Below are 23,399 nucleotides of genomic sequence, written 5' to 3' on the forward strand. Positions count from 1 at the left end.
CGTCCCCGGCCTCCGCCGCCTCCCGTTGCAGGTCCGCTCAGGCCAGGGCGGCCAGCGCCTTGACGATGCCGGGGGCGGCGTAGAGCGACATGAACTGAACGCCGTAGGAGACCCCCAGCCGGTTGAGCGACCCGCACACGACTCCGACGAGCAGGACCCCGAAGACGTTGGCCAGGCCCGCATGCTGATCGGCGTCGATGTAGGCCAGCAGGAGGACGAAGGCGACGAACAGCGCCAGCACCGCCTCGTGGGGAATTCGCCGCATGACGAAGTAGGTGATCTGCGACGACCAGCGCACCGCGATGACGTAGGTGATCGCGACCGCGATGAGGGCCCCGAGACTCACGGTGATGATGAACCAGGGAAGGTCCAGCACGTGGTGCAGGTTGCGCTCCTTGGTGTAGACGGAGCCCGCGTTGAACAGCGGCCCGGCGGGGCCGACGGACACCCCGGAGATCGGGACCCCGAGCGCCACCAGCGGGATGATGACGCCGGCCAGGTAGGTGGAGTGGGTCAGGGCGCTCATGACCGTGACCGCGCGCTGGGCCCGGGGCACCCGGTCCTCGTTCTGGCGGGCCACGGAGGCCTCACCCAGCAGGAAGGTCAGGCCCACCGGGCTGAGGATGAACAGCGGGGTGGAGGCGGCGGCCATCGCGGCGCTCCACCACCCCTCGGACCTTGTGATGAGGCGGCCCGGCCACAGGGCCTGCCGGCCGAAGCCGGAGCGCAGCAGCTCGGCCTTGGTGCGGTCCCCGTGCGGCAGCGCCTCGCGACGCTTGGCGTTAAGCAGCTCAAGAAGAGTCAGGAGCATGGGTCCCACGGTGATCCCGAGGAAGAACGAGGTGTTGACGCTGGCCTTCTCCGGAATAATTCCCGCGCCCCGGTAAAGCGCTGGAAGCGCCTGGAACAGCAGTGCCATCGGGATAATCGACACCAGGGAGAGAATGCGGTTCTTGCCGAGCAGTGCCAGAACTACCGCACCTGCTGCCAGAACGATGTCGGAATTGGTCTTGATCCAGTCGGCCATCGGCAGTAGCAGGCCGGCAAGAAGGAAGCTCAAGGGAATGGAGATGAGCGTTCCGATGGCCGATCCCACCGCCATCTTCCGGATGGTGTCGGAGGCCAGGCCCTTGTTGCGCAGGACCATGGCGTGATCCATGAGCGGAGCGGACATCACCCCGCCGGGAAGGCCCACCAGCGCCGTCGGGATCCCGTTCATGAGGTTGAGTGTCACCACCGCGGAGATGAAGAAGGCGAGCACCACGTGCGGTGGCGCCCCCGCCAGGATGATCGCCAGGGTGACGGGAGCGAGCACCCCCGTCTCATCGGTGCCGGGGATGAACCCGATGAAGGTGTACAGGACCACGGCCGCCAGGATGGCAGCCACCATCATGAGGAGAAGGCTCGCAGTCACTGGTCTCCTCCTTCACTCGCGCCGGCGCTCAGCTCGTCGACAATGGTGACCTCGCGCTTGGGGGTCACCAGAAAGCAGCAGACGGTAAAACCGACCGTGGAGGCCCCCAGCCCCCAGAACAACGGTTTACCTCCGAAATATGCGGAGGAAATCACCGCCGCGACGACGCACGCCGCCGAAATCAGCAGACAGATAAGCAGATCCCTGGGTGAGACGAGGTCGTTCCAGACCTCAATATTATTCTGACGCTCCGTGCTTTCGGAGTCGACTTCGTCCATACTACGCACGGTTGGTGATCGTAGGCGAGTTTCCCGAGGGGCTCCATATGTTGTTCACCATGGATTTGAAGGCGCCGCGTAACAAAACGCTATCGCGCGGCCCCGCGATCCGGCGGGAAGACGTTTACAGGAGCACGGTGGCGAACAGCCCCACCTGCTCGAACCCCAGGGACCGGTAGAGCGCCAGGGCGGGAGCGTTGTAGTCGTTGACGTAGAGGCTCACGACGCCGTCGGCCCCGACATGATCCCGACGCACGGCGTCAACCACCCCGGCCAGAGCCGCCGCCCCGACTCCTCGCCCACGCAGGTCGGGGCGCGTCCACACTCCGGTCAGCTGGGCCACGCCGCCGCTCGGGGAGCGCCACAGGGCCCCGACATCGGCCTTGAAGGCCACGGCTCGGGGCGAGCCGGGTCGGGTCGGATGACCCGCGCCGTCGTCGAGGACGATGTAGCTGCGTCCCTGTTCGACGAGCCAGCTGACGTGGCGGCTGTATCCGGGGCCGTCGGCGGTGGGGTCGTAGCCGAGCTCGCCGCTGAACATGTCCACCGAGGCGGGCAGTACCAACCCGGTCTCGTCCGGCCGGGCGAGGCGGACCGACCGTCCCACCCAGGACAGGGAGGGACGGCGGCGCAGGTGCGCACTGGCCAGTCCCCCGCCCGTGTGGGGCGCGGCGAGGACCGGTTGCCTCCAGCGCTCCTGGCGGGAGCGCTGTCCCTGCTCACTGAGTCCGCCCCAGACGGCGGCGACGTCCCCGGCGGGCCCCGAGACTGATCCGCGCCTCGACAGGCGTGGTCCAGCGTGCTCGGCCAGTGCCCAGATCTCACCGGGGTCCGCGGCTCGCAGACCGTGCTCCGGGCGCCCGGCCAGCCCGAAGGGCATGAGCGATCCGACCGACCAGGCCGCCGCGACGGGGCGGGCCAGGCCTCCGACGGCGACGACGTCGCCGCGTCCCCAGCGAGACCAGCGCTGCATCTGCTGGACGAGGCTCACGGCGCTGACCGGATCGAGGGCGCACAGCGACATGACCCCCGACACCTGATCGGCGGGGACCGGTGTCAGGCGGTCGGCGCTGCGCTGGGCGCGCCCGTGATCGCGGTGCCGCAGGAAGCTCATACCCGTCAGGCCCGGGCGGGCGCTCGGCGCGCCCCGCCCTCGACGGCCCTCAGCCGGCGGCGGAGACCATGGGGCTGGTACCGGCCAGGGCCTCCTCGCCGAGCTCCTCGGCCATCTCGGCGGCCATGACCTCGGCATGCTTGAGGAGGGTCTCGACAACCTGGTCCTCGGGGACGGTCTCGACGACCTGTCCGCGCACGAAGATCTGGCCCTTGCCGTTGCCCGAGGCGCAGCCCAGGTCGGCCTCACGGGCCTCACCGGGGCCGTTGACGACACAGCCCATGACGGCCACGCGCAACGGCGCGGTGACCTTCTTGAGCCCGGCCTCCACCTCCTCGGCCAGGGTCCACACGTCGACCTGGGCCCGCCCGCAGGAGGGGCAGGAGACGATCTCGAGCTGGCGGTCCCGCAGCCCCATGAACTCCAGGAGCTTGGTGCCCACCTTGACCTCCTCGACCGGGGGCGCGGACAGGGAGACGCGGATGGTGTCGCCGATCCCCTCGGCAAGCAGGGTGCCGAAGGCGGCGCAGGACTTGATGGTGCCCTGGAAGGCGGGACCGGCCTCGGTCACCCCCAGGTGGAGGGGCCACCGGCCGGCCTCGGACAGGAGCCGGTAGGCCTGCACCATGGTGACGACGTCGTGGTGCTTGACGGAGATCTTGAAGTCGTGGAAGTCGTTCTCCTCGAACAGCCCGGCCTCCCAGGTGGCCGACTCCACGAGGGCCTCGGGGGTAGCCTTGCCGTACTTCTTGAGCAGGCGCTTGTCGAGGGAGCCGGCGTTGACACCGATGCGCAGGGAGACGCCGGCGTCGGATGCTGCCTTGCAGATGTCGGCGACCTGGTCGTCGAACTTGCGGATATTGCCGGGGTTGACGCGCACGGCGCCGCAGCCCGCCTCGATGGCGGCGAAGACGTACTTGGGGTTGAAGTGGATGTCCGCGATGACGGGGATGCGCGACTGTTTGGCGATGATCGGCAGCGCCTCGGCGTCCTTGTCAGTGGGACAGGCCACGCGGACGATGTCGCACCCCGAGGCCGTCAGCTCGGCGATCTGCTGGAGCGTGGCGCCGATGTCGTGGGTCTTCGTGGTGGTCATCGACTGCACCGTGATGGGGGCGTCTCCACCGACGTTGAGGCTGCCGACCTTGATCTTGCGGGTCGGTCGGCGCGGTGCCAGGACCGGGGCCTGGGCACGCATCGTGGGGATGCCAAGAGCGATCGCTTCAGTCACCCGACCAGTATGTCATCCGCCCCGCCCGGCCCTGTACCGCAGGCGTGTGGCATCGCTCCCGCCGGCACCGGGTCGCCTGGCCGGCCGGCTCGTCACCCAACTGGCTGCTCGACCAGCTGCCAGACCGGCTGCCCGACCGGCACTGGCCTCACAGTGGGGCCGCGATATCCACCCACACCAGGACCAGGGCCATGACGACGAGCAGGCCGAAGACGACCTGACCGAGTGGCAGCATCTTGGCGGTGTCCACCGGTCCCGGGTCGGGCTTCCCCTGCGCCTTGGCGATCATGCGCCGGATCCCCTCCCAGCAGGCTCCGGCCACGTGCCCGCCGTCCAGGGGCAGCAGCGGCACCAGGTTGAAGGCGAACAGCGCCAGGTTGAGGCTGCCCAGCAGCATGAGCATGCTGCTGACCCGCATCGACAGGGGGACCTCCCCGCCCCCGGCCGCGCCGCCGCTGGTGGCCTGTCCGGCCATGCGCCCCATGCCCACCAGGCCCACGACCCCGCTGTCGGCGCTGCGCTGCTCGATGCCCAGCCCGGCCTGGACGGCGTGGTAGAGCCCGACCGGAAGGGTGGCGATCGCCTTGACCGTGCCGCCGATGGCCTGACCGATGAGGCCCGGTATCTTGGCCGGGCTCTGCGGAATGGTTCCCAGGGACGGACCGATGCCCACGTAGGGGCGGGGCTCGGTGCGCACGGCGCCGGAGGCGTCCTTGACCGGAGAGCCCTGCGAGTCGAGGACGGTCCGCTGGGCCTCGACCGGGGTGACGGTCACGGTGCGCCTCGCGCCGTCGCGCTCGACGACGACCTGGGTGGGGCTCGTTCCGCCGGCTGCGATCCGGGCCTGCAGCTCCTCCCAGGTGGAGACCTCGACCCCGCCCCAGGAGACGATCCGGTCGCCGGCCTCGATGCCGGCTGCGCTGGCGGGCCCGACCGGGTCGGAGTCCTGGCAGGGAGCGTCCGCGTCGATGTTGGACGAGACGCAGGGCGCCACGGTCGCCAGCGTCGTCGTGCGCCCCGGGACGCCGACCACGCCGATGGCGACGGCCAGGAGCACGATCCCCAGGAGCAGGTTGGTGAGGATCCCCCCGGCCATGACGATCAGCTTCTTGGGCACGCTCAGAGTGTAGAAGGCGCGGTGCTCCTCGCCGGGCTGGATCTCCTCGAGGGCCTCGGCGCGCGCCTCACCGACCATGCCGAGGCTGCCGTCCTTGCGTCGTCGGTCCGGCTTTCCGGGTCTGGCCGGTGGCAGCATGCCGACGAGCTTGACGTAGCCGCCCAGCCAGATGGCCTTGACGCCGTACTCGGTCTCGCCGCGCTTGACCGACCAGATCCTCGGGCCGAAGCCGATGAAGTACTCGGGCACCTTCACCCCGAACCTCTTGGCCGGGATCATGTGCCCGAGCTCGTGAAGGGCCACCGAGACACCGATCCCGATGACGAGGATGACGATGCCCAGGATGTAGGCCAGGGTGGTGCTCACGAGTGCGTTCCTCCGTTTCGTGCCGCGATGAGCTCGTCGGCGCGGGTACGCGCCCAGGTCTCGGCGGCCAGGACGTCGTCGAGGCTCGGGGCGGCAAGGCCCTCGTGCTCGCCGACGACGGCCGCGTCGATCTCGACGATGTCCAGCCACTGGAGCCCACCGGCCAGGAAGGCGGCGACGGCCTGCTCGTTGGCGGCGTTGAGGACGGCCGGGTGGGTGGGTGAGGCCGCGACGGCGCTGCGGGCCAGGTCGACGGCGGGGAAGACCTCACCGTCCAGCGGCTCGAAGGCCCAGCTGACCGGCTCGCTCCAGCGGTTGGGCTCCACCAGGCCGGACAGGTCGGGGCGCTCGGGCCAGGTCAGTCCCAGGGCGATGGGCAGGCGCATGTCGGGTGGCGAGGCCTGGGCGATGGTGGCGCCGTCGGTGAACTCGACCATGGAGTGGATGACGGACTGGGGGTGGACGACGACGTCGATCTGCTCGGGGGCGACGTCGAACAGGAGGTGGGCCTCGATGAGCTCGAGCCCCTTGTTGATGAGGGTCGAGGAGTTGATGGTCACCACTGGCCCCATGTCCCAGGTGGGATGGTTGAGGGCGGCGGCCGCACCGATCCCCGTGAGCTCGGCGCGGCTCCTGCCGCGGAAGGGGCCGCCCGAGGCGGTCAGGACCAGCCGGCGCACCTCGCTGTGACCGCTGATGACGGTGCTGGTCAGTCCCTTCTCGTGACGGCCGCTGGCCAGCGCCTGGGCGATGGCGGAGTGCTCGGAGTCGACGGGGACGACCTGGCCGGGTCGGGTGAGTGACTGGCGGACCAGTGCTCCCCCGACGACGAGGGACTCCTTGTTGGCCAGGGCCAGGCGAGCCCCGCTGCGCAGGGCGGCCAGCGTGGGCAGCAGGCCCACGGAGCCCGTGATGCCGTTGACGACCGTGTCCTCGGGCCCGAGACCGGCGGCCTCGACCGCCGTCGTAGCGGCGTCGGGACCGGTGAGGATCGTGGTGACCGGGTCGGGGCGACCGGCCTCGGCGGCCGCGGCCGCCAGGGCGTCGCGCAGGCGGTCGGAGAGGTCCTCTCCCCCGCCGGTGACGGCCAGGACGGGGACCTCCCAGGTGATGGCCTGGCGGGCCAGGAGCTCCAGGCGCGATCCGCCGGCGGCCAGGGCGACCACTCGCGGGGCGTGCTTCCCCAGGCGGGAGAGGACCTCGAGGGTCTGGGTGCCGATCGACCCGGTGGATCCGAGCAGAACCAGTCGCCTGGGGGACTGGGGGGAATGGGAACGTGACGGTGCGTGGCCGGTCATGGGCGGCGGGTTTCCTCGGGACCTACGTGACTCTCTCGACTCACTCGACGGACAGGAGCACCTCGACGACGCGCGCCAGGTAGCGGTCGACGCTGGGCTCCCCGTAGGCCTTGCTGCCGCGTGCCCGACGGAAGACCGCCCCGCGCACCTCACTGGAGGTCAGGGTGGTGTCGGAGTCGAAGTAGCCGGCGATGCGGTCCATGAGGGCGTCGACGTCGGTCTTGTCGTACCCCTGCCCGGAGGCCGGGGCGAAGCGCTCGCCGGCGGGGCGCAGGAGGCGCGGGTACAGGGTGGTGGCGAGCTGGGTGACCTGGTCCATCCAGGCCTGACGGCCCTTCTTGGCCACGAAGGCGGCGCGCCGGCGCTGAAGGAAGGCGGCCTCGAGCCGGTCGAGGGCGGCGTCCACGGCCTGGGGCTGGTAGCCGCGCAGGACCACGTCGAAGGCGACGGTACGCACGCCCTCGGAGTCCATCTCGTCGAGCTCACCGGCGTCATAGATCTCGTGAGCCGTCTCGAAGTAGCGGTCGACCTGCTCGGGGCGGTAGCCCGGTCGCAGGAGCGCTGACTTGGGGAACATGTCGCTCATGTCGTCTTAGCCCTCTCCTGGTTGAGTACCTCGGTCGCGAGCTGACCGCAGGCACCGTCGATGTCGCTGCCTCGAGTGTCTCGCACTGTCGTGGTAATTCCGGCACGCCGAAGCGTGTCGACGAACATATCCTGAACCGCAACCTCCGAGCAGGTCCAGATGGAGCCCGGCGTCGGGTTGAGCGGGATGGGGTTGACATGGGCCCATCCGGTGTCCCTGCGGTTGAGCTCGTCGGCGAGCAGCTGGGCGCGCCAGGCGTGGTCGTTCATGTCCTTGATGAGCGCGTACTCGATGGACACGCGTCGACCGGTGGCCAGGAAGTAGTCGTGGGCGGCGTCGAGCAGCTCGCCGACCTTCCACTTGGAGTTGACGGGGATGAGCTCATCGCGCAACTCGTCGTCGGGGGCGTGCAGGGAGACGGCCAGGGTCACCGGCAGGCCCTCGCCGGCGAGCCGGCGGATGAGGGGGACCAGCCCCACCGTGGAGACCGTGATGCCGCGGGCCGACATGCCGAAGCCCTCGGGGGCCGGGTCAATGAGCCGATGGAGGGCGCCGACGACGTTCTTGTAGTTGACCATCGGCTCGCCCATGCCCATGAAGACCACGTTGGACAGGCGCGCCGGCCCCACGGTCAGGTCGCCGGCGGCGGAGGTCTGAGCGGCGTGGCGCACCTGCTCGACGATCTCCGCGGTGGACAGGTTGCGGGTCAGGCCCATCTGTCCGGTGGCGCAGAAGGGGCAGGCCATGCCGCAGCCGGCCTGGGAGGACACGCACAGGGTGGTGCGGTCCTTGTAGCGCATGAGGACGCTCTCGACGCGGACGCCGTCGTGCAGCTCCCACAGGTGCTTGATGGTGCGTCCGCCGTCGGCGCGCAGAGCGCGCACCGGGGTGATGAGCTCGGGCAGCAGTTCGGCGCACAGCTGCTCGCGCTGGGAGGCGGGCAGGTCGGTCATGTCCGCGCTGTCGCGGGTGAAGTGCGTGAAGTAGTGGCGGGAGAGCTGATCGGCCCGGAAGGAGGGCAGTCCCGAGTCCTTGCAGGCTGCCTTGCGCCCGGCCAGGTCGAGATCGGCCAGGTGACGGGGAGCCTTGCCGCGCGCCGCCGGTACGGCGAAGGAGAGTCGCGGCCTGGCGTCGGGGCTGGTGGCTCCCTCCGGCGGCTGGTCGGTGGGCATGACCTGAACCTGCCCGTGAGCCGGCCGCCCGGTGATGCTGACGGGCTGCGGGCGCCGGTGGCGCTGCTGTACTCGCGAAGGACTCACGCTCGTGCTCCTCGTGTCCCGGGGCTGGGGAGGGCCGGGCTGGTCGATAGGGGTGGGTGCGGCATGCAGTCCCTATTTCACCAGGAGGGTGAAGGCGTAGACAAGTGGAGCGGCCACGAGGATGGAGTCGAGCCGATCCATGATTCCTCCGTGTCCGGGCAGGAGGGTGCCCATGTCCTTGAGCCCCAGGTCGCGCTTGAGCAGGGACTCCCCCAGGTCACCCAGGGTGGAGACGATCACGGTGCAGGCGCCCAGCGCGGCCCCGGCCCACCAGGGGCCGCCGATGGCCCACACGCACCCGGCCCCGGTGGCCACAGCCGCGAGAAGCGAGCCCATGACTCCCTCCCAGGACTTCTTGGGCGAGACCGAGGGGGCCAGGGGATGGCGGCCGAAGGTGATGCCCGCGAGCCACCCGCCGGTGTCGTTGGCGGCCGCCAGGGCGATGAGCATCATGACTTTTCCCACTCCGTGATCCTGGACCAGGAGCAGGACGGCGAAGCCGGCCAGGTAGGGCAGGTAGGTGGCGGCGAAGACCGAGGCGGCAGCGGCGCTGGAGCGGGAGCGCCGGACCTCGTCGTGGGCCTCGGTGCGGGGGATGTCGTGGCCGGCCTGCTCCAGGACGGTGCCGGTCTCCGCCTCCGCCTGGTCCATGAAGCTCCACAGGACGCAGGCTCCGGCGGTGGCCACGTAGGCCCCGAAGGCCGCCTCCGCTCCCAGCTCCCAGGCGCACACGGAGATGCCCAGGGTCCCCAGCCACAGGGGCGCCAGCGGCAGGCGGATGCTCTTGCGGGCGAAGGCCGCCGCCAGCTCCCACAGCGCCCCGCAGACGGCCAGCACGGCGACGCCCACGAAGATGACCTTGTAGAAGACCAGGGATCCCAGGACCACGGCGATGAGGACAACCGCCACCCCGACGGCGGCGGGCAGGTTGCGCCCTGCCCGCCCGGTGGCGGGCAGGGGGTCGTGGTTGCGCGTGGGGCGCGGGTTCAGCAGGGTCGTCACGGGGCTCACAGGGGTCGGCGGGACAGGGGCGGGATACCGGCGCGCACAGGCTCGGCGGCTCCCGGGGTCGAGGGATCAGACCTCGAGGAGCTCGCTCTCCTTGGCGCTCAGGGCGGCGTCGATCTGCTCGACGAATCGCTTGGTGAGGCCGTCGAGCTCGTGCTCGGCGCGCTTGACGTCGTCCTCGCCGGCCTCGCCGTCCTTCTTGATGGCCTCGAGCTCCTTCTTGGCCTTGCCGCGGATGCCGCGCACCTGGACGCGGGAGTCCTCGGCGCGGGAGCGGGCGAGCTTGACGTAGTCCTTACGGCGCTCCTCGGTCAGGGCCGGCAGGGTGACGCGGATGACGGTGCCGTCGTCGGTGGGGTTGACGCCGAGGTCGGACTCGCGGATGGCGGAGACGATGTCCTTCATGGCGGAGCGGTCGAAGGGGCTGACCAGGACGGTGCGGGCCTCGGGGATCGTCAGGGAGGCGAGCTGCTGGAGCGGGGTGGGGGCGCCGTAGTAGTCCACCACGATCCCGTTGAACATCGAGGGGTTGGCGCGGCCGGTGCGGATGGAGGCGAGCTCGCTCTTGGCGGCCTGAAGGGCCTTGTCCATCTTGTCCTCGGCCTCGAGCATGACGTCGTCGATCATGGTGCTTCCTTTGCTGGGGCGGTCGTGGGTTCGTAGGTCGTTGTCGGCCATCGCGGGGATGGCGGCGGGTTCTCAAGGTGTGGTGGTCATCCGCGTGGTGGCGGACGCGCGCCCGAGCGGGTCCGTCGTCGGTCCCGTGCAGAGCGGCGCCGGGTCAGTTGCAGCTGACGAGCGTCCCGATTCTCTCACCCAGGAGGGCGCGAGTGATATTGCCGGGCTCCCCCATGCCGAAGACGCGCATGGTCAGGCCGTTGTCGCGGCACAGGGCGAAGGCGGAGGCGTCGACCACCTGGAGGCCGTCGGCCAGGGCCCGCTCGTAGGTGAGGTGGTCGAGGCGCTGGGCGTCGGGGTGCTTGCGGGGATCGGCGGTGTAGACGCCGTCGACCCCGTTCTTGCCCACGAGCAGCTCGTCGCAGTGCGTCTCCAGGGCCCGCTGGGCCGAGACCGTGTCCGTGGAGAAGTAGGGCAGGCCGGCACCGGCGCCGAAGACGACGACGCGGTTCTTCTCCATGTGGCGGATGGCGCGCAGGGGGATGTAGGACTCGGCGACCTGCCCCATGGCGATGGCGGTCTGGACGCGGGCGGGCACGCCCGCCTTCTCGATGAAGTCCTGGAGGGCCAGGGCGTTCATGACGGTGCCCAGCATGCCCATGTAGTCGGCGCGGGCACGGTCCATGCCCCTCGATGAGAGCTCGGCGCCGCGGAAGAAGTTTCCGCCTCCGACGACGACGGAGACCTGGACGCCGGCGCGGACGGCGTCGGCGATCTGACGGGCGGCGTCGGAGACGACGTCGGGGTCCAGCCCTATCGATCCGCCGCCGAAGACCTCACCGGAGAGCTTGAGCAGAACACGTCTGGGGTGCGTGCCGTGGGCGACGCGGTCGTCACGAGCCGGTTCCTGACTCATTGCGTGATGTCTCCTGGGGTCGGTGGGCAGGCTTCGCACAGCCTACCCCGTCCGCGAGAGCGCCGGGCCCCGATGAGGCTCACCCCTGACGGTCAGACACGCCATGGGACTATGCCCCATGACACGTCCCGGAGCGGGCCCCGGCCCCGCCACGGTGACTGGGGACTCTGGGGGCTAACGAGACGGGGCGGGGCCATGAGCATGGTGCTCGTGACCCCGCCCCGGATGTCTCCGCCGGTCCGACGACGCAGGCTGCTGGCCGGCGAACCGGACTGGCGCGAGTGGGTCAGGCGCCGACGCGGAAGCGGACGAATCCGGTCAGCTCACCGCCGGTGGCCTCGACGACCTTGCCGACCGTGGTCTTGGGGTCCTTGGCGAAGGCCTGGTCGACCAGGACATTCTCCTTGAAGAATCCGCCCAGGCGGCCCTCGACGATCTTGGGGATGGCCTTCTCGGGCTTGCCCTCGGCGCGGGTGGACTCCTCGGCGATGGCGCGCTCCTTGTCCACGACCTCGGCCGGGACGTCGTCGCGGGTGGCGTAGTCCGGGGAGTAGGCGGCGATGTGCATGGCGACGTCGTGGGCCACCTCGGCGGCCTTGGCGTCGGTGCCCACCAGGACGCCGACCTGGGCGGGCAGGTCGGGGTTGGTGCGGTGCAGGTAGAGCTCGATCTTGTCGGCCTCGATGCGGCCGACGCGACGCACGACGATCTTCTCGCCGATGACGGCCTGCATGCCGTCGGTGAGCTCCTTGACGGTGGAGCCGTCGACCTCGACCTCGGCCAGGGCCTCGGCGTCGGTGGCGCCGGAGGCGAGGGCGGCGGTGAGGACCTGCTCGGCGTAGTCGAGGAACTTCTGGTTCTTGGCCACGAAGTCGGTCTCGGCGTTGATCTCGACGAGGACGCCGACCTGGCCGTCGCCGGAGTCGACGACCTTGGCGGCGATGAGGCCGGCGGAGGCGGCGCGGCCCTCGCGCTTGGCAATGCCCTTGAGGCCCTTGACGCGGATGATCTCGATGGCCTTCTCGGCGTCGCCCTCGGCCTCGTCGAGGGCCTTCTTGACGTCGAGCATGCCGGCGCCGGTCTTCTCGCGCAGCGCCTTGATGTCAGCGGTGGTGTAGTTCGCCATGAATGTCTCCTGGTCAGTCAGTGACTAATAGACGTGTGAAAAAGGACGTGTGAAAGGTGTTCACAGCGCGCGGACGCCACGCTGTGAACGAGGAGGTGGGCGGAGATGCCCGGACTCAGGCCTGCTCGGCGGCGGGTGCCTCGGCGGCGACCTCGGCAGCAGCCTCAGCGGTCTCCGCGGCGGCCTCAGCAGCGACCTCGGTGGCCTCGGCGGCCTCGGCCCCGGCGAGGAGCTGGGCCTCCCACTCGGGCAGCGGCTCGGCGTCGGCGGGAGCGACCTCGGCCTCCTCACCGGTGCGGGCGCGTCCGCCGGAGCGGGCCAGCAGGCCCTCAGCGGTGGCGTCGGCGACGACACGGGTGAGCAGGGTGACGGCGCGGATGGCGTCATCGTTGCCGGGGATGCCGTAGGTGGCCTCGTCCGGGTCGCAGTTGGTGTCCAGGATGGCGATGACCGGGATCCCGAGCTTCTGGGCCTCGGAGATGGCCAGGTGCTCCTTCTTGGTGTCCACGACCCACACGGCCGCGGGGAGCTTGCTCATGTCGCGGATACCGCCCAGGGTGCGCTGGAGCTTGTCCTTCTCGCGGCGCATCATGAGCAGCTCCTTCTTGGTGTGGCCGGAGCCGGCCACGTCGTCGAAGTCGATCTGCTCGAGCTCCTTCATGCGGTCCAGGCGGGCGCGCACGGTGGAGAAGTTGGTGAGCATGCCGCCCAGCCAGCGCTGGTTGACGTAGGGCATGCCGACGCGCTGGGCCTGCTCGGCCACGGCGGCCTGGGCCTGCTTCTTGGTTCCGACGAACAGGATGTTGCCGCCGCGAGCGACGATCTCCTTGACGAAGTCGTAGGCGGTGTTGATGCCCTCAATGGACTGCTGGAGGTCGATGATGTAGATGCCGTTGCGCTCGGTGAGGATGAAGCGCTTCATCTTGGGGTTCCAGCGACGGGTCTGGTGCCCGAAGTGGACACCGCTGTCAAGGAGCTGGCGCATGGTGACGACGGCCATGACGGTCCTTCCGTGTGAGCCGAGAGGTTGCTCGACGCACGATCATTCGGGGGACGGCTGAGCAGCGCGCTCGGGCGCGTCCCGGGTTTGTTTCTCTGGGTTGTTCCCCGTGGTTCCGCACGCCTTGAGGGCGTACGCCCAGCCGGTGACCGGCTGATACTGATGCGGATGGGGCCTGGTGCCCGCGACGCACGGCCACCCGCTCACCGTGGTAAAAACCTGATGATCGGGACCGCGACCGTGTCGCCCGGAGGGACGTCCTGAGGTACCCGAGGTACTCAGGTGCAGGCACGCGAAGTCAGCATTCCGGGCCCGTCTCCCGCTGACGCCGGAGCGATCCGCAGAATGCTGCGGAGGCGAGGTTACCACAGGGCCGGGTCGGCTGCCGAGGCCGATTCGGCGGAATTCGGAGTCGTCCCGGTCACCACAGGCCGCCTCCTGAGAGGGTTTTCCACAGGGCCGACGACGCACTCGGCGGGAGGGGTCGGGCGGCGCGCACCCTGATGACATGCACCCAGGACATCCTCAGAAGTGTCGCACGACTCAGCGCTCCGTCCTCCTCCGCTCCTCTCATCGCTCTACCCGTCGTCTCGCCACGGTGGTGGCGGCCCTGACTGTCTGCGGCTCACTGACCGCCCTTCCGGGCACGTCTCCAGCTCCCGGCGTGAGCGAGGCCCCGCCTCCCACCGTCCAGGATCCCGCGTATCCCGAGCTCACGAGCGCCCCGGACGGGCAGGTCGGATCGGTGACGTCCTCACCGGGCTCATTCCTCACGGATGCCAGCCTCATCGGCCGGTTCATCGAGGAGACGGGAGCGAGCAACGACCTGGGACAGCCGCTGGGCCCCAGGCGGCCGCGCGGACGTTACCAGTGGCCGACCGGAGCGCCGGCCACCGTGGTGGAGGGCTTCGATCCTCCCGCCGTCGTATGGGGGCGCGGACACCGGGGAGTCGATCTCGCCGCCGCGGAAGGCAGTCAGGTCCGCAGCGCCGCCGCCGGAACCGTCGTCTTCGCCGGCATGGTGGCCGGGCGGCCGGTGGTCTCCATCGACCACGGCGACGGGATCCGCACCACCTATGAGCCGGTGGAGCCCTCGGTCAGCGCAGGCGAGACGGTGGGCGCCGGTCAGGTCATCGGCACCTTGCTGCCGGGGCACCGATCGGACGGGGTCTGCGCCCTGCACTGGGGCGCGCGCACCGGCCCCAAGACCTACATCAACCCGCTGCGCCTGCTGCAACCGGCCGTCATCCGCCTCAAGCCGGTCCACTAGGTCGTGTTGCGAAGAGCGGCTCAGGCGCGGGGGAAGGCCTGCTCGTAGACGCTGCGCAGCCGCTCGGCCGAGACGTGGGTGTAGCGCTGGGTGGTGGCTAGCGAGGAGTGTCCCAGGAGCTCCTGGACGCTGCGCAGGTCCGCTCCCCCGCCCAGGACGTGGGTGGCGGCGCTGTGGCGCAGCCCGTGCGGCCCCAGGTCGGGCACCTGGGCGGCCGCGCACAGGCGGTGGACGACGTCGCGCACCGCACGGGGGTCGATGCGCCGCCCTCGCGCCCCCAGGAAGAGCGCGGCGCCGGCGTCGGGGGCGCAGACCTCACCGCGCCGCCCCAGCCAGCCTTCCAGGGCCCTGGCGGCGGGTAGCCCGTAGGGGACGGTGCGTTCCTTACGGCCCTTGCCCAGGACCCGCAGGGTGCGTTGGGAGTGGTCGAGGTCGGTGACGTCGAGGCCGACGAGCTCGGAGACTCGTACACCGGTCGCGTAGAGCGTCTCGATGATGGCCAGGTCCCGCACGGCCAGGGAGTCCCCGCCGGAGGCGAGGTCCGCGGCAGTCTGCAGCAGCTGTTCCGCCTGTTGGGTCGTCAGAACGCCGGGCAGGCGGTTGTCGACGCGGGGGGCGCGCAGCCGCGCGGCGACGTCTAAGGCGAGCAGGTCCTCCTCGAAGGCCCAGGCGGAGAAGGTGCGGATGGATGCGGAGCGGCGGGCCAGGGTGGCGCGCGAGTGGCCGCTGGCGGCCAGGGTGGCGAGCCATTCGCGCAGGTCCGCCAGGTCGAGGGTGGCCAGGGCGGCGTCAATGGGTTCAGTGTCCCCCTCACCGACACCGAGGAAGCTCAGCAGGTCGCCCACGTCGGCGAGGTAGGCGCGCACGGTGTGTCCGGACAGGTCCCGCTGCAGGGCCAGGTAGCTGCGGTAGGAGGCGAGCAGATCGGCGCGCGTCCTCGACATGGGGCACCTCCTCTCACGACAGCGATGACGAACAACGGCGGTGATCGGCTTGATCCGTCAGGTTCTTATCGGTCCATTCGAAGGTCTGCTTGCAGGACCGGGCGATACGGGCACCTGAAGACTACGGCACCCGGTGCCGGGGCAGGCCCGCCGTCGGAAGCACGCCGCGCACATCGACAGCACACGGCGTGCCAGCGCCTCCCTGACAGCACCCCGCCCTCGCCCCAAGATGCGGCGCCTCAGCGACGATCCGCGCGACTCACCACCTTCACCGGAGGGCGGCAGTATTTCCGCCCGATACAGAAGTCGCCACACTGATTTAACACGCAACCTCGTCAGTCGGATCACAAATTCATAACAACTGTCCGGCCAGCATGACGGAGCAAGTCGACCTTTTTGCTTGATCTCGACGAAAAGCCCGCCTCATCTCTGTGTCTCACCACATATGGAACGGTTGTTTTCGTCCGACAAGGAAGTTAGCATCTCGCTCGTTCTTACGAGCATCATCCCCCTGGCCCATCCCTATTTCTGCTGGAGCGCCACTGTGAAACGGTTGTCCAGGCGCCGTGTCTATGTCGGCGTCATTGCGGTACTGACCGCTGCGGCTCTGGTCGCCATCGTCCTGCACCCGGGGATGGTCACTCATGACGTCGACCTTCATGACGGCGGGGTGTGGGTGACTAACGGGAAGATGAAGATGGTCGCCCATCTCAACTACCCCTCGCAGACGCTCGACGGCGGGCTGCGCACCTCCTCGGCGAGCTTCGACGTCGACCAGTCTGGCTCCCAGGTCTTCATGTCCGACGAGTCCTCGGACACCTATACGCAGATCGATGTGGCCCGCATGACGCTCATGCCGCCGAACACCTCGACCGGCTCATCATCCATGGAGCTGGGTGGGGGCCGCATCGGGGTTGCCGATCCGACCACGGGCAAGGTCTGGGTCACCAGTGCCTCCGATGCCTCCACCTTCAGCCAGTCAGCAGCTCCTCCCACCATCTCCGACATGCCCGGCGCCGTCCTGGCCATGGGCACCGACGGCTCGGCTCACGTCGCATCGCTCAAGAGCGGTACCGTCAAGACGGTCACGCCCCGAGGCTCCGTCAACGACATCTCGACCACCTCCCTGCCCACATTGGCCAACGACGCCGAGCTGCAGATCAGCGCAGTGGGAGACAAGAGCATGGTCCTCGACCGCCGCAGCGGCACCCTCGTACTGCCGGGGGGTAAGACGGCCTCGTTGTCCGGGGACGACCTCCAGCTCCAGGTTCCCGGCCCCCAGGCCGACGAGGTCCTGGTCTCCTCGACGTCCGGGCTGCTTCGCGTGAGCCTGTCCGGGAAGGTCTCCTCGGTCTCCCCCGGCGTCACCGGCGGCAGCCCCTCCCGGCCCGCGCAGCACTCGGGCTGCGCCTATGCGGCCTGGGGGGTCAAGGGTTCCTTCCTGCGGGACTGCGCGGGCACCGCCAACGACGTCGACATCCCAGTCCCCACTCTCAACAACGTCTCGAAGGCCGTCTTCCGCACGAACCGCGACGTCATCGTCCTCAACGACATCCCCACCGGCGGCGTGTGGCTGCCGGACAAGAACATGGTCCAGGTCGACAACTGGGAGCAGATCAACTCACAGACGAAGAGCGAGGAGTACTCCGACGAGAAGTCCACCGAGACCCGGGACGAGGCCACTCAGGAGCGGTCCAAGGAGAACACTCCCCCCGAGGCCCAGGACGACTCCTTCGGAGTGCGGCCCGGACGGACCTCCTACCTGCCGGTCATTGCCAATGACACCGATCCCGACGGCGACGTCCTGGTGGCCACCGCGACCTCTCAGCCGTCCTTCGGAAAGGTGGGTCAGGTGCGCTCCGGCGCCGCCCTCCAGGTGAAGGTGGACGACAACGCCACAGGCTCATCGTCCTTCGCCTACACCCTCGATGACGGCCAGGCACAGTCCAGCGCCAACGTCACTCTCAATGTCCACCCCTTCTCCGTCAACGCCGGGCCCGAGCAGAAACGGATCTCCTCCCTCGACCTGGCCTCCGGAGCAAGCACGACTCTCAATGTCTCCGACGACTGGCTCGACCCCGACGGCGACCCCGTCTACCTCAAGAGCATCTCCTTCCCCTCGGGGTTCGACGTCACGTACCGGGCCGACGGCACCATCACGGTCAAGGACATGGGGCAGACGGCGGGCAGCACGGACCTGACCGTCACCTACTCCGACGGCACCAAGGACACTGAGGGTCGCCTGACGGTCAAGGTGCACGGCAACGAGAACCTTCCCCCCGTGACCAACGCGGACCACGTCGTTGTCCCGGTGGGTCAATCCGGTCAGGTCTCGCCGCTGGCCAATGACGTCGACGCCAACGGTGACACTCTGCGCCTGACCTCCGTGGGGGAGACGCCCGAGGGACTGACTGCCACGGCCGACGTCAGTCTCGGGGTCGTCACGCTCAAGCCGTCCAAGGCGGGCACCTTCTACCTGACCTACACGGTCAGTGACGGGCCCTCCGCTACAGAGGGCGTGATCCGGGTCGACGCCATCGAGGTCGACCAGTCCGCGCTGCCCGTGGCTCAGGACGACGTCATCACGCTGCCGGCGGGAGGCCAGGCGCTGTCGGCGGTCCTGGACAACGACTCCGACCCGCAGGGCGGGGTGCTCTCCGTGCAATCCGTACGCACCCCCGAGGGAAGCCCCCTGGTGGTGGCTCTCCTCGAGCACCACCTCCTGCGCATCACTGCTCCCAACGGGCTGACCGAGACCACAACGGTCACCTACACGTTGGCCAACGCGGCCGGGACGACCGAGGGCACGCTCCAGGTCATCCCGGTCCCAGCGGCACCGAGCACCACGCCTCCCGAGCTCACCGACGACACGCTCGTAGTGCGAGCCGGGGACGTGGGCAGTATCAGCGTCCTGGACAACGACCGCTCCCCCGCAGGACTGGATATGACTGTCCAGCCCGACCTTCAGCACGAGATCGACCCAGCCATGGGCGAGCCCTTCGTCTCCGACGACGTCGTCCGCTTCCGCGCCGGGGAGCAGCCGGGAAGCGGACGGATCATCTACAGCGTGCGCGACTCGGAGGGGAACGTCGCCTCGGCCAGCGTCAACCTGACCGTCGTGGCCCGCGACGACGAGCGCAATACAGCCCCGCACCCCAAGGACGTCACCGGATGGGCCGTGGCCGGGGAGAAGGTGACGATCCCGATCCCCCTGGAGGGGCTGGACTCTGAAGGCGACTCGGTCAGCCTCAGCGGGCTGATGTCCTCACCGCGCCTGGGCGGAGTGGAGCTGGAGAGCTCGTCCCTGACCTACACGGCCGCCCCGAACGCCTCAGGCACAGACGTCTTCAGCTACACCGTCCAGGACCGGCTCGGCAAGACGGCCTCGGCCGTGGTCCGGGTCGGCGTGGCGCCCGCCGGGAAGACGAACCAGAAACCCGTCGCCGTGGCCGATGCCGTCACCGCACGGCCCGGCGTCGACCTGTCCATCCCGGTACTGGCCAACGACGTCGACCCGGATGGGGACACGCTGTCCCTGGAGTCGTCCCTCGTCTCCGGCCAGGACTCGGGAGTGTCCCCGTCGGCCGACGGCTCGCGGGTCAGGCTCACGACCCCGAGCACGGAGGGGAGCTACACCGTCCAGTACGGCGTCACGGACGGCCACTCAGAGCCCGTCGTCGGCATGGTGACCCTGGTGGTGTCCGCCTCGGCGCCCCTCCAGGCCCCCATCGCCCGTGACGACCGCATCAGCAAGGCGCAGGCCCGATCCAACCGGAGCGTCAAGGTCCCGGTACTGGACAACGACGAGGACCCGGACGGTGATATCAGTGCCGCCACCGTCACCTCCCAGGACGAGGGCGTCAGCGTCGGGAAGAACGGGGATCTGACGATCGAGGTGAGGGACGAGCCTCGCTTCGTGCTCTACACGGTCACCGATCCCAGTGGGCTGGCCTCCTCCGCCTTGGTCGAGGTCCCCGGATCGGTGGTCACCGAGCCCGAGGTCGACACGAGCAAGATGCCCTTGACCGTGCGCTCCGGCGAGACCCTGTCCATCGCTCTGCGCGACTACGTGCTCACCCGTGAGGGTCGCAGCGTGCAGCTGACCGACGGCAACAAGGTGACGGCCGCCGCCGGGTGGGACGGCTCCAACCTGGTCAAGGACTCCACCACGGTGACCTTCACCTCGCGTCCCGACTACTCCGGCCCCTCCTCAGTCACCGTGGAGGTGACCGACGGCAAGGACCTCAACGATTCCAGCGGTAAGACCGCCTGGTTGACACTTCCCATCACGGTGACCCCCGGAGACAACCGCCCGCCGACCATCGCCCCCACCGCCATCGAGGTGGCCCCTGGTGAGACCACGACGGCGGACGTGTCGTTGTGGACCACGGACCCCGACGGGGAGAAGCCTGCCGATCTGACCTACTCGGTGCGAGACGTCCCCACCGGTATCAAGGCCTCGATCAACGGCAAGACCCTGTCGGTTGCGGCACCCTCGGGAGCCTCGAAGGGGTCGCTGGGGTCGCTCACGATCGATGTCAAGGACGGCTCCGGGGCCAAGGGATCGGGATCGGTGCCGGTGAGCATCGTCTCCTCCTCCCAGCCCCTCATCATGCTCTCGCCGGCGTCGGTGAGTGCGGACGCCGGTAAGTCCACCACCGTGGACATCTCCTCCTACGCCGTCAATCCCTTCCCCGGTTCCCCCATCCACCTCGTGGGGACTCCCGCCTCTCCGGACGGCATCACGGTCACGGGATCCGGCTCCACCCTGACGATCACTCCCGCAGCTGGTGCCCGGACGGGAGTCATCACCTACCGGGTCGGGGACAAGACCGGTGACTCCGGACGCGAGGTCGAGGGTACCGTCCAGGTGACGGTGCGCAGCCGGCCGAGCCCTCCGACCTCGGTATCGGCCTCCTCCAGCAGCGCGTCAACGGCTCTGGTCTCATGGACCGCAGGAGCGGCGAACGGCGCACCGATCAGTGGTTTCACCGTCTACGACGAGACACAGGGCGATTCCCGGGACTGCGGAACCGTCACCAGCTGCCTCATGGAGGGCCGCACCAACGGCAAGGACCACACCTTCCACGTGGTGGCCCACAACGAGGTCGGCGACTCCGAGGCCTCAGGCTCGGCCACCACCTCGATCGACGTCGTCCCGGACACGGTTCCCCAGCCGGTGGCCACCGCCGGGGACGGCTCCGTAAGCGTGTCCTGGACCGCACCGTCCAACCAGGGCTCGGCCATCACCGGATACGTCGTCGTCCTCAGTCCGGGTGGACAGCAGCAGACGGTGTCGGGTACGAAGGCCACCTTCTCCGGCCTGAGCAACGGGACGGCCTACACCGCGGTGGTCAAGGCAGTCAACGCCAAGGGCGAGAGCCAGCAGTGGTCCTCCGCCTCCCTGGCGGTCTCTCCCTACGGCAGGCCCGGACCGGTCAGCTCGGTGCAGGCCGCCTCGGCCAATCTCGGCAGCGGCGGCTCCTCGGACACCGTCACCGTCTCCTGGGGGCCGGTGTCCGACACTAACGGCAGACCGATCGAGTACTACACCGTGACCTCCTCGACCGGGGCCTCCAAGACGGTCTCCGGCGCGGACAGCCGCTCAACCACCCTGGAGGGGGTGAGTGCCTCCCAGAGCCAGGTCACCTTCACGGTGACGGCCACCAATGACTCCGCCAATGCCTCCACCCATACCTCACCGGGACAGTCCACCTCGACCTGGGTCGTAGGACGCCCACCGGCACCCAGCGTCACGGGCGTCAGTGCGACCGGCGCCAGCCGCCAGATCTCACTGTCCGCCAGAGCCTCCGCCGGCAACGGTTGGAGCGCTGGGGAACTGTCCACCCAGTGGAGCACCGATGGCTCCTCCTGGCAGTCCGTCAGCGACCTGAGCGGCAACGGACTCAGTGACGGTAGCGCCTCAACCGTGTACGTGCGTGTCTGCGGGTCCAAGACTGGGAGCACCTCCTGCTCGGAGGCGGTCAGTGCCGGCAGCGTCACCCCCTTCGGCCCTCCGAGCTCACCGACTATCAGCTGCTCGGCCGGCGGAGCCACTACTGTCTCCTGCTCGTGGTCGGGCGGTGGCGACGGTGGGCGCTCTACCCGCTACCAGCTGAGCGGACCGTCCACCAACGACAACGCCGGCGCCTCAGGATCGCAGCAGTGGAACGTCGCGGAGGGCAGCACGACACGCGTGTGCATCCACGCCGTGCAGTCCTCCTCCGAACAGGGCTCACGCGAGGGCCAGGAGAACTGCGCCGAAGCGACGACCCGTTCCTTCGCCAGGAACTACGCCGGCTCGCTCAGCGGCCAAGGGCTGTGCAGCGTCGGAACGTGCGCGGGGCAGAACGCCCACTACCAGGTGGTGACCCTCTCGGACTGGCCCCCGAACTCGACCGTGACCTGCAGCGGATCCTGGAACCAGCGTGAGGTCAGCACGACGCTCACGGTCGACGGCTCGGGTGGATACAGCGGCCGCCCCAAGTGGCAGGGGGGTTACAACGGCATTCTGATGTCCAAGCAGGATCAGGGGACCTGGTTCACATGCAAGTAGCAGCCAGCGCCCGCCCCGGCCGAGTGTCGACGCCGGGCGCGTCCCCGCACCGATCAGCCGCCGGAGGCCCTCACGGGGTCGGCTCCCTTCACCGCAGTCAGCACCTCACAGAGAGCGAGGGCCATCAATGGCTATGACGAATGAGAACGCGACCTGGTTCGCCGACACCTTCGCCCGAATGGTGAACAACGTGGGGCTGGCGCTGCTGGGTAAGACCGAAGTCATTCGGCTGGCGCTGACCACCATGCTGGCCGAGGGGCACCTCCTGCTGGAGGACGCCCCCGGCACCGGTAAGACCGCTCTGGCTCGGGCCATCGCGGCGACCGTTCAGGGGACGCACTCGCGCATCCAGTTCACCCCCGACCTGCTGCCCAGCGACATCACGGGTGTGACGATCTTCGATCAGAAGGCCGGTTCCTGGGAGTTCCACGCCGGCCCTGTCTTCTCCTCGATCGTCCTGGCCGACGAGATCAACCGGGCCAGTCCCAAGACCCAGTCGGCCCTCCTGGAGGTCATGGAGGAGTCCCAGGTGACGGTCGACGGGGTCCGGCACGCCACGGGCCGGCCCTTCATGGTCATCGCCACCCAGAACCCCATCGAGCAGGCCGGCACCTACCGTCTGCCCGAGGCCCAGCTCGACCGCTTCCTCATGAAGACCTCTGTCGGGTATCCCGATGAGGAAGCAATGGCCGATGTCCTGGAGGGCAGTGCCAACCCGGACCGGTCGAAGTCGCTCAGCGCCGTCATCGCCTCCAGCGCCGTGGCCTCCATGGCCGATCTGGCCGCGGAGAACCACATGGAGCGCTCGGTGGTGAAGTACATCGCGGCGCTGGCGGCCGCTACCCGCGCCTCGGAGAGCACCCGTATCGGGGTCTCCACGCGAGGGGCGCTGGCGATGGCTCGGGTCGTGCGGGTCTGGGCGGCCGCTCAGGGCAGGCCTTACGTTGTCCCGGATGACGTGCGGATGCTCGCCCAGGTCGTGTGGGCCCACCGCCTGGTCATGGACCCCGACGCAGAGTTCGCCGGCGCCACGCCGTCGGCCGTCATCTCCGAGGCCATGGAGGTCGTCCCCGTTCCCACCGTGCAGAAGTAGGACCACATGGCTGCGATGACATCCGGTCCCGGCCCCGGTTCCCTCCCCCGCTCACCGGGTCAGGAGACCCGCGGTGACCCGAGGGGCGGGCGGACACCTGCCCCCGCTCCACTGGGTTCCTCCGCACCGCTGAGGACCGGTCCGAGGCGTTCTCGAAGGATGCTGAGCGCGCTGAGGCGGACGTCGAACGCAGCACGCTCCGTGG

At 69.4% G+C, this 23,399-nt stretch carries 17 protein-coding genes; 3 read left to right on the forward strand and 14 right to left on the reverse strand.

Features of this window, described 5'->3' with window-relative positions; translation table 11 throughout:
* Positions 1-37: 37 nt before the first annotated feature.
* From EL340_RS05600 to rpsB, 13 genes are all read right to left on the reverse strand, one after another.
* Entirely contained in the window at positions 38-1,414 is a 1,377-nt protein-coding gene (locus EL340_RS05600) for a tripartite tricarboxylate transporter permease (RefSeq protein WP_126413792.1), read from the reverse strand.
* Positions 1,411-1,701, reverse strand: coding sequence for a hypothetical protein (locus EL340_RS05605; protein ID WP_126413793.1), 291 nt, complete (start codon positions 1,699-1,701; stop codon positions 1,411-1,413). The genes EL340_RS05600 and EL340_RS05605 overlap by 4 nt, the downstream gene beginning before the upstream one ends.
* 115 nt (positions 1,702-1,816) lie before the next feature.
* Positions 1,817-2,806 (reverse strand): GNAT family N-acetyltransferase, encoded by a 990-nt coding sequence (locus tag EL340_RS05610; RefSeq protein WP_126413794.1) that lies wholly within the window; start codon positions 2,804-2,806, stop codon positions 1,817-1,819.
* Positions 2,807-2,855: 49 nt separating this feature from the next.
* Positions 2,856-4,037: a flavodoxin-dependent (E)-4-hydroxy-3-methylbut-2-enyl-diphosphate synthase gene (gene ispG, locus EL340_RS05615; RefSeq protein ID WP_126413795.1), complete on the reverse strand. Its 1,182-nt coding sequence runs from the start codon at positions 4,035-4,037 to the stop codon at positions 2,856-2,858.
* A 148-nt stretch (positions 4,038-4,185) separates the two neighbouring features.
* Positions 4,186-5,520: a M50 family metallopeptidase gene (locus tag EL340_RS05620; RefSeq protein ID WP_126413796.1), complete on the reverse strand. Its 1,335-nt coding sequence runs from the start codon at positions 5,518-5,520 to the stop codon at positions 4,186-4,188.
* Complete coding sequence (gene dxr / locus EL340_RS05625; protein WP_126413797.1) at positions 5,517-6,818, reverse strand: 1-deoxy-D-xylulose-5-phosphate reductoisomerase; 1,302 nt, start codon at positions 6,816-6,818, stop codon at positions 5,517-5,519. Before dxr ends, EL340_RS05620 begins: the two co-directional genes overlap by 4 nt.
* Positions 6,819-6,858: 40 nt before the next feature.
* Positions 6,859-7,404: a DivIVA domain-containing protein gene (locus tag EL340_RS05630; protein WP_126413798.1), complete on the reverse strand. Its 546-nt coding sequence runs from the start codon at positions 7,402-7,404 to the stop codon at positions 6,859-6,861.
* Positions 7,401-8,663: a dual-specificity RNA methyltransferase RlmN gene (gene rlmN / locus EL340_RS05635; protein WP_126413799.1), complete on the reverse strand. Its 1,263-nt coding sequence runs from the start codon at positions 8,661-8,663 to the stop codon at positions 7,401-7,403. Before rlmN ends, EL340_RS05630 begins: the two co-directional genes overlap by 4 nt.
* 72 nt (positions 8,664-8,735) lie before the next feature.
* On the reverse strand, positions 8,736-9,665 hold the full coding sequence (locus tag EL340_RS05640) for a phosphatidate cytidylyltransferase (protein ID WP_126413800.1): 930 nt from the start codon (positions 9,663-9,665) through the stop codon (positions 8,736-8,738).
* A 75-nt stretch (positions 9,666-9,740) separates the two neighbouring features.
* Entirely contained in the window at positions 9,741-10,298 is a 558-nt protein-coding gene (frr, locus tag EL340_RS05645) for a ribosome recycling factor (RefSeq protein WP_126413801.1), read from the reverse strand.
* A 154-nt stretch (positions 10,299-10,452) separates the two neighbouring features.
* Positions 10,453-11,205, reverse strand: coding sequence for a UMP kinase (gene pyrH, locus EL340_RS05650; protein WP_126413802.1), 753 nt, complete (start codon positions 11,203-11,205; stop codon positions 10,453-10,455).
* Positions 11,206-11,491: 286 nt separating this feature from the next.
* Entirely contained in the window at positions 11,492-12,331 is an 840-nt protein-coding gene (tsf, locus tag EL340_RS05655; RefSeq protein ID WP_126413803.1) for a translation elongation factor Ts, read from the reverse strand.
* Between the two features lie 115 nt (positions 12,332-12,446).
* Entirely contained in the window at positions 12,447-13,331 is an 885-nt protein-coding gene (gene rpsB, locus EL340_RS05660; protein WP_126413804.1) for a 30S ribosomal protein S2, read from the reverse strand.
* Between the two features lie 664 nt (positions 13,332-13,995).
* On the opposite strand from rpsB, the gene EL340_RS15320 reads away from it, so the two are divergent.
* Complete coding sequence (locus EL340_RS15320; RefSeq protein ID WP_232023239.1) at positions 13,996-14,601, forward strand: murein hydrolase activator EnvC family protein; 606 nt, start codon at positions 13,996-13,998, stop codon at positions 14,599-14,601.
* A gap of 20 nt (positions 14,602-14,621) precedes the next feature.
* Here the strand turns inward: EL340_RS15320 and EL340_RS05670 are convergent, their stop codons facing one another.
* Complete coding sequence (locus EL340_RS05670; RefSeq protein WP_126413805.1) at positions 14,622-15,545, reverse strand: tyrosine recombinase XerC; 924 nt, start codon at positions 15,543-15,545, stop codon at positions 14,622-14,624.
* A 553-nt stretch (positions 15,546-16,098) separates the two neighbouring features.
* Between EL340_RS05670 and EL340_RS05675 the strand changes: the two genes are divergently transcribed.
* Both EL340_RS05675 and EL340_RS05680 read left to right on the forward strand, forming a co-directional pair.
* A complete protein-coding gene (locus EL340_RS05675) occupies positions 16,099-22,101 on the forward strand; it encodes an Ig-like domain-containing protein (RefSeq protein ID WP_164719347.1) in 6,003 nt (2,000 codons plus the stop codon).
* A 127-nt stretch (positions 22,102-22,228) separates the two neighbouring features.
* Positions 22,229-23,194 (forward strand): AAA family ATPase, encoded by a 966-nt coding sequence (locus tag EL340_RS05680; RefSeq protein WP_126413807.1) that lies wholly within the window; start codon positions 22,229-22,231, stop codon positions 23,192-23,194.
* Positions 23,195-23,399: the final 205 nt, after the last annotated feature.

This window comes from Actinomyces viscosus (assembly GCF_900637975.1).
GTDB lineage: Bacteria > Actinomycetota > Actinomycetes > Actinomycetales > Actinomycetaceae > Actinomyces > Actinomyces viscosus.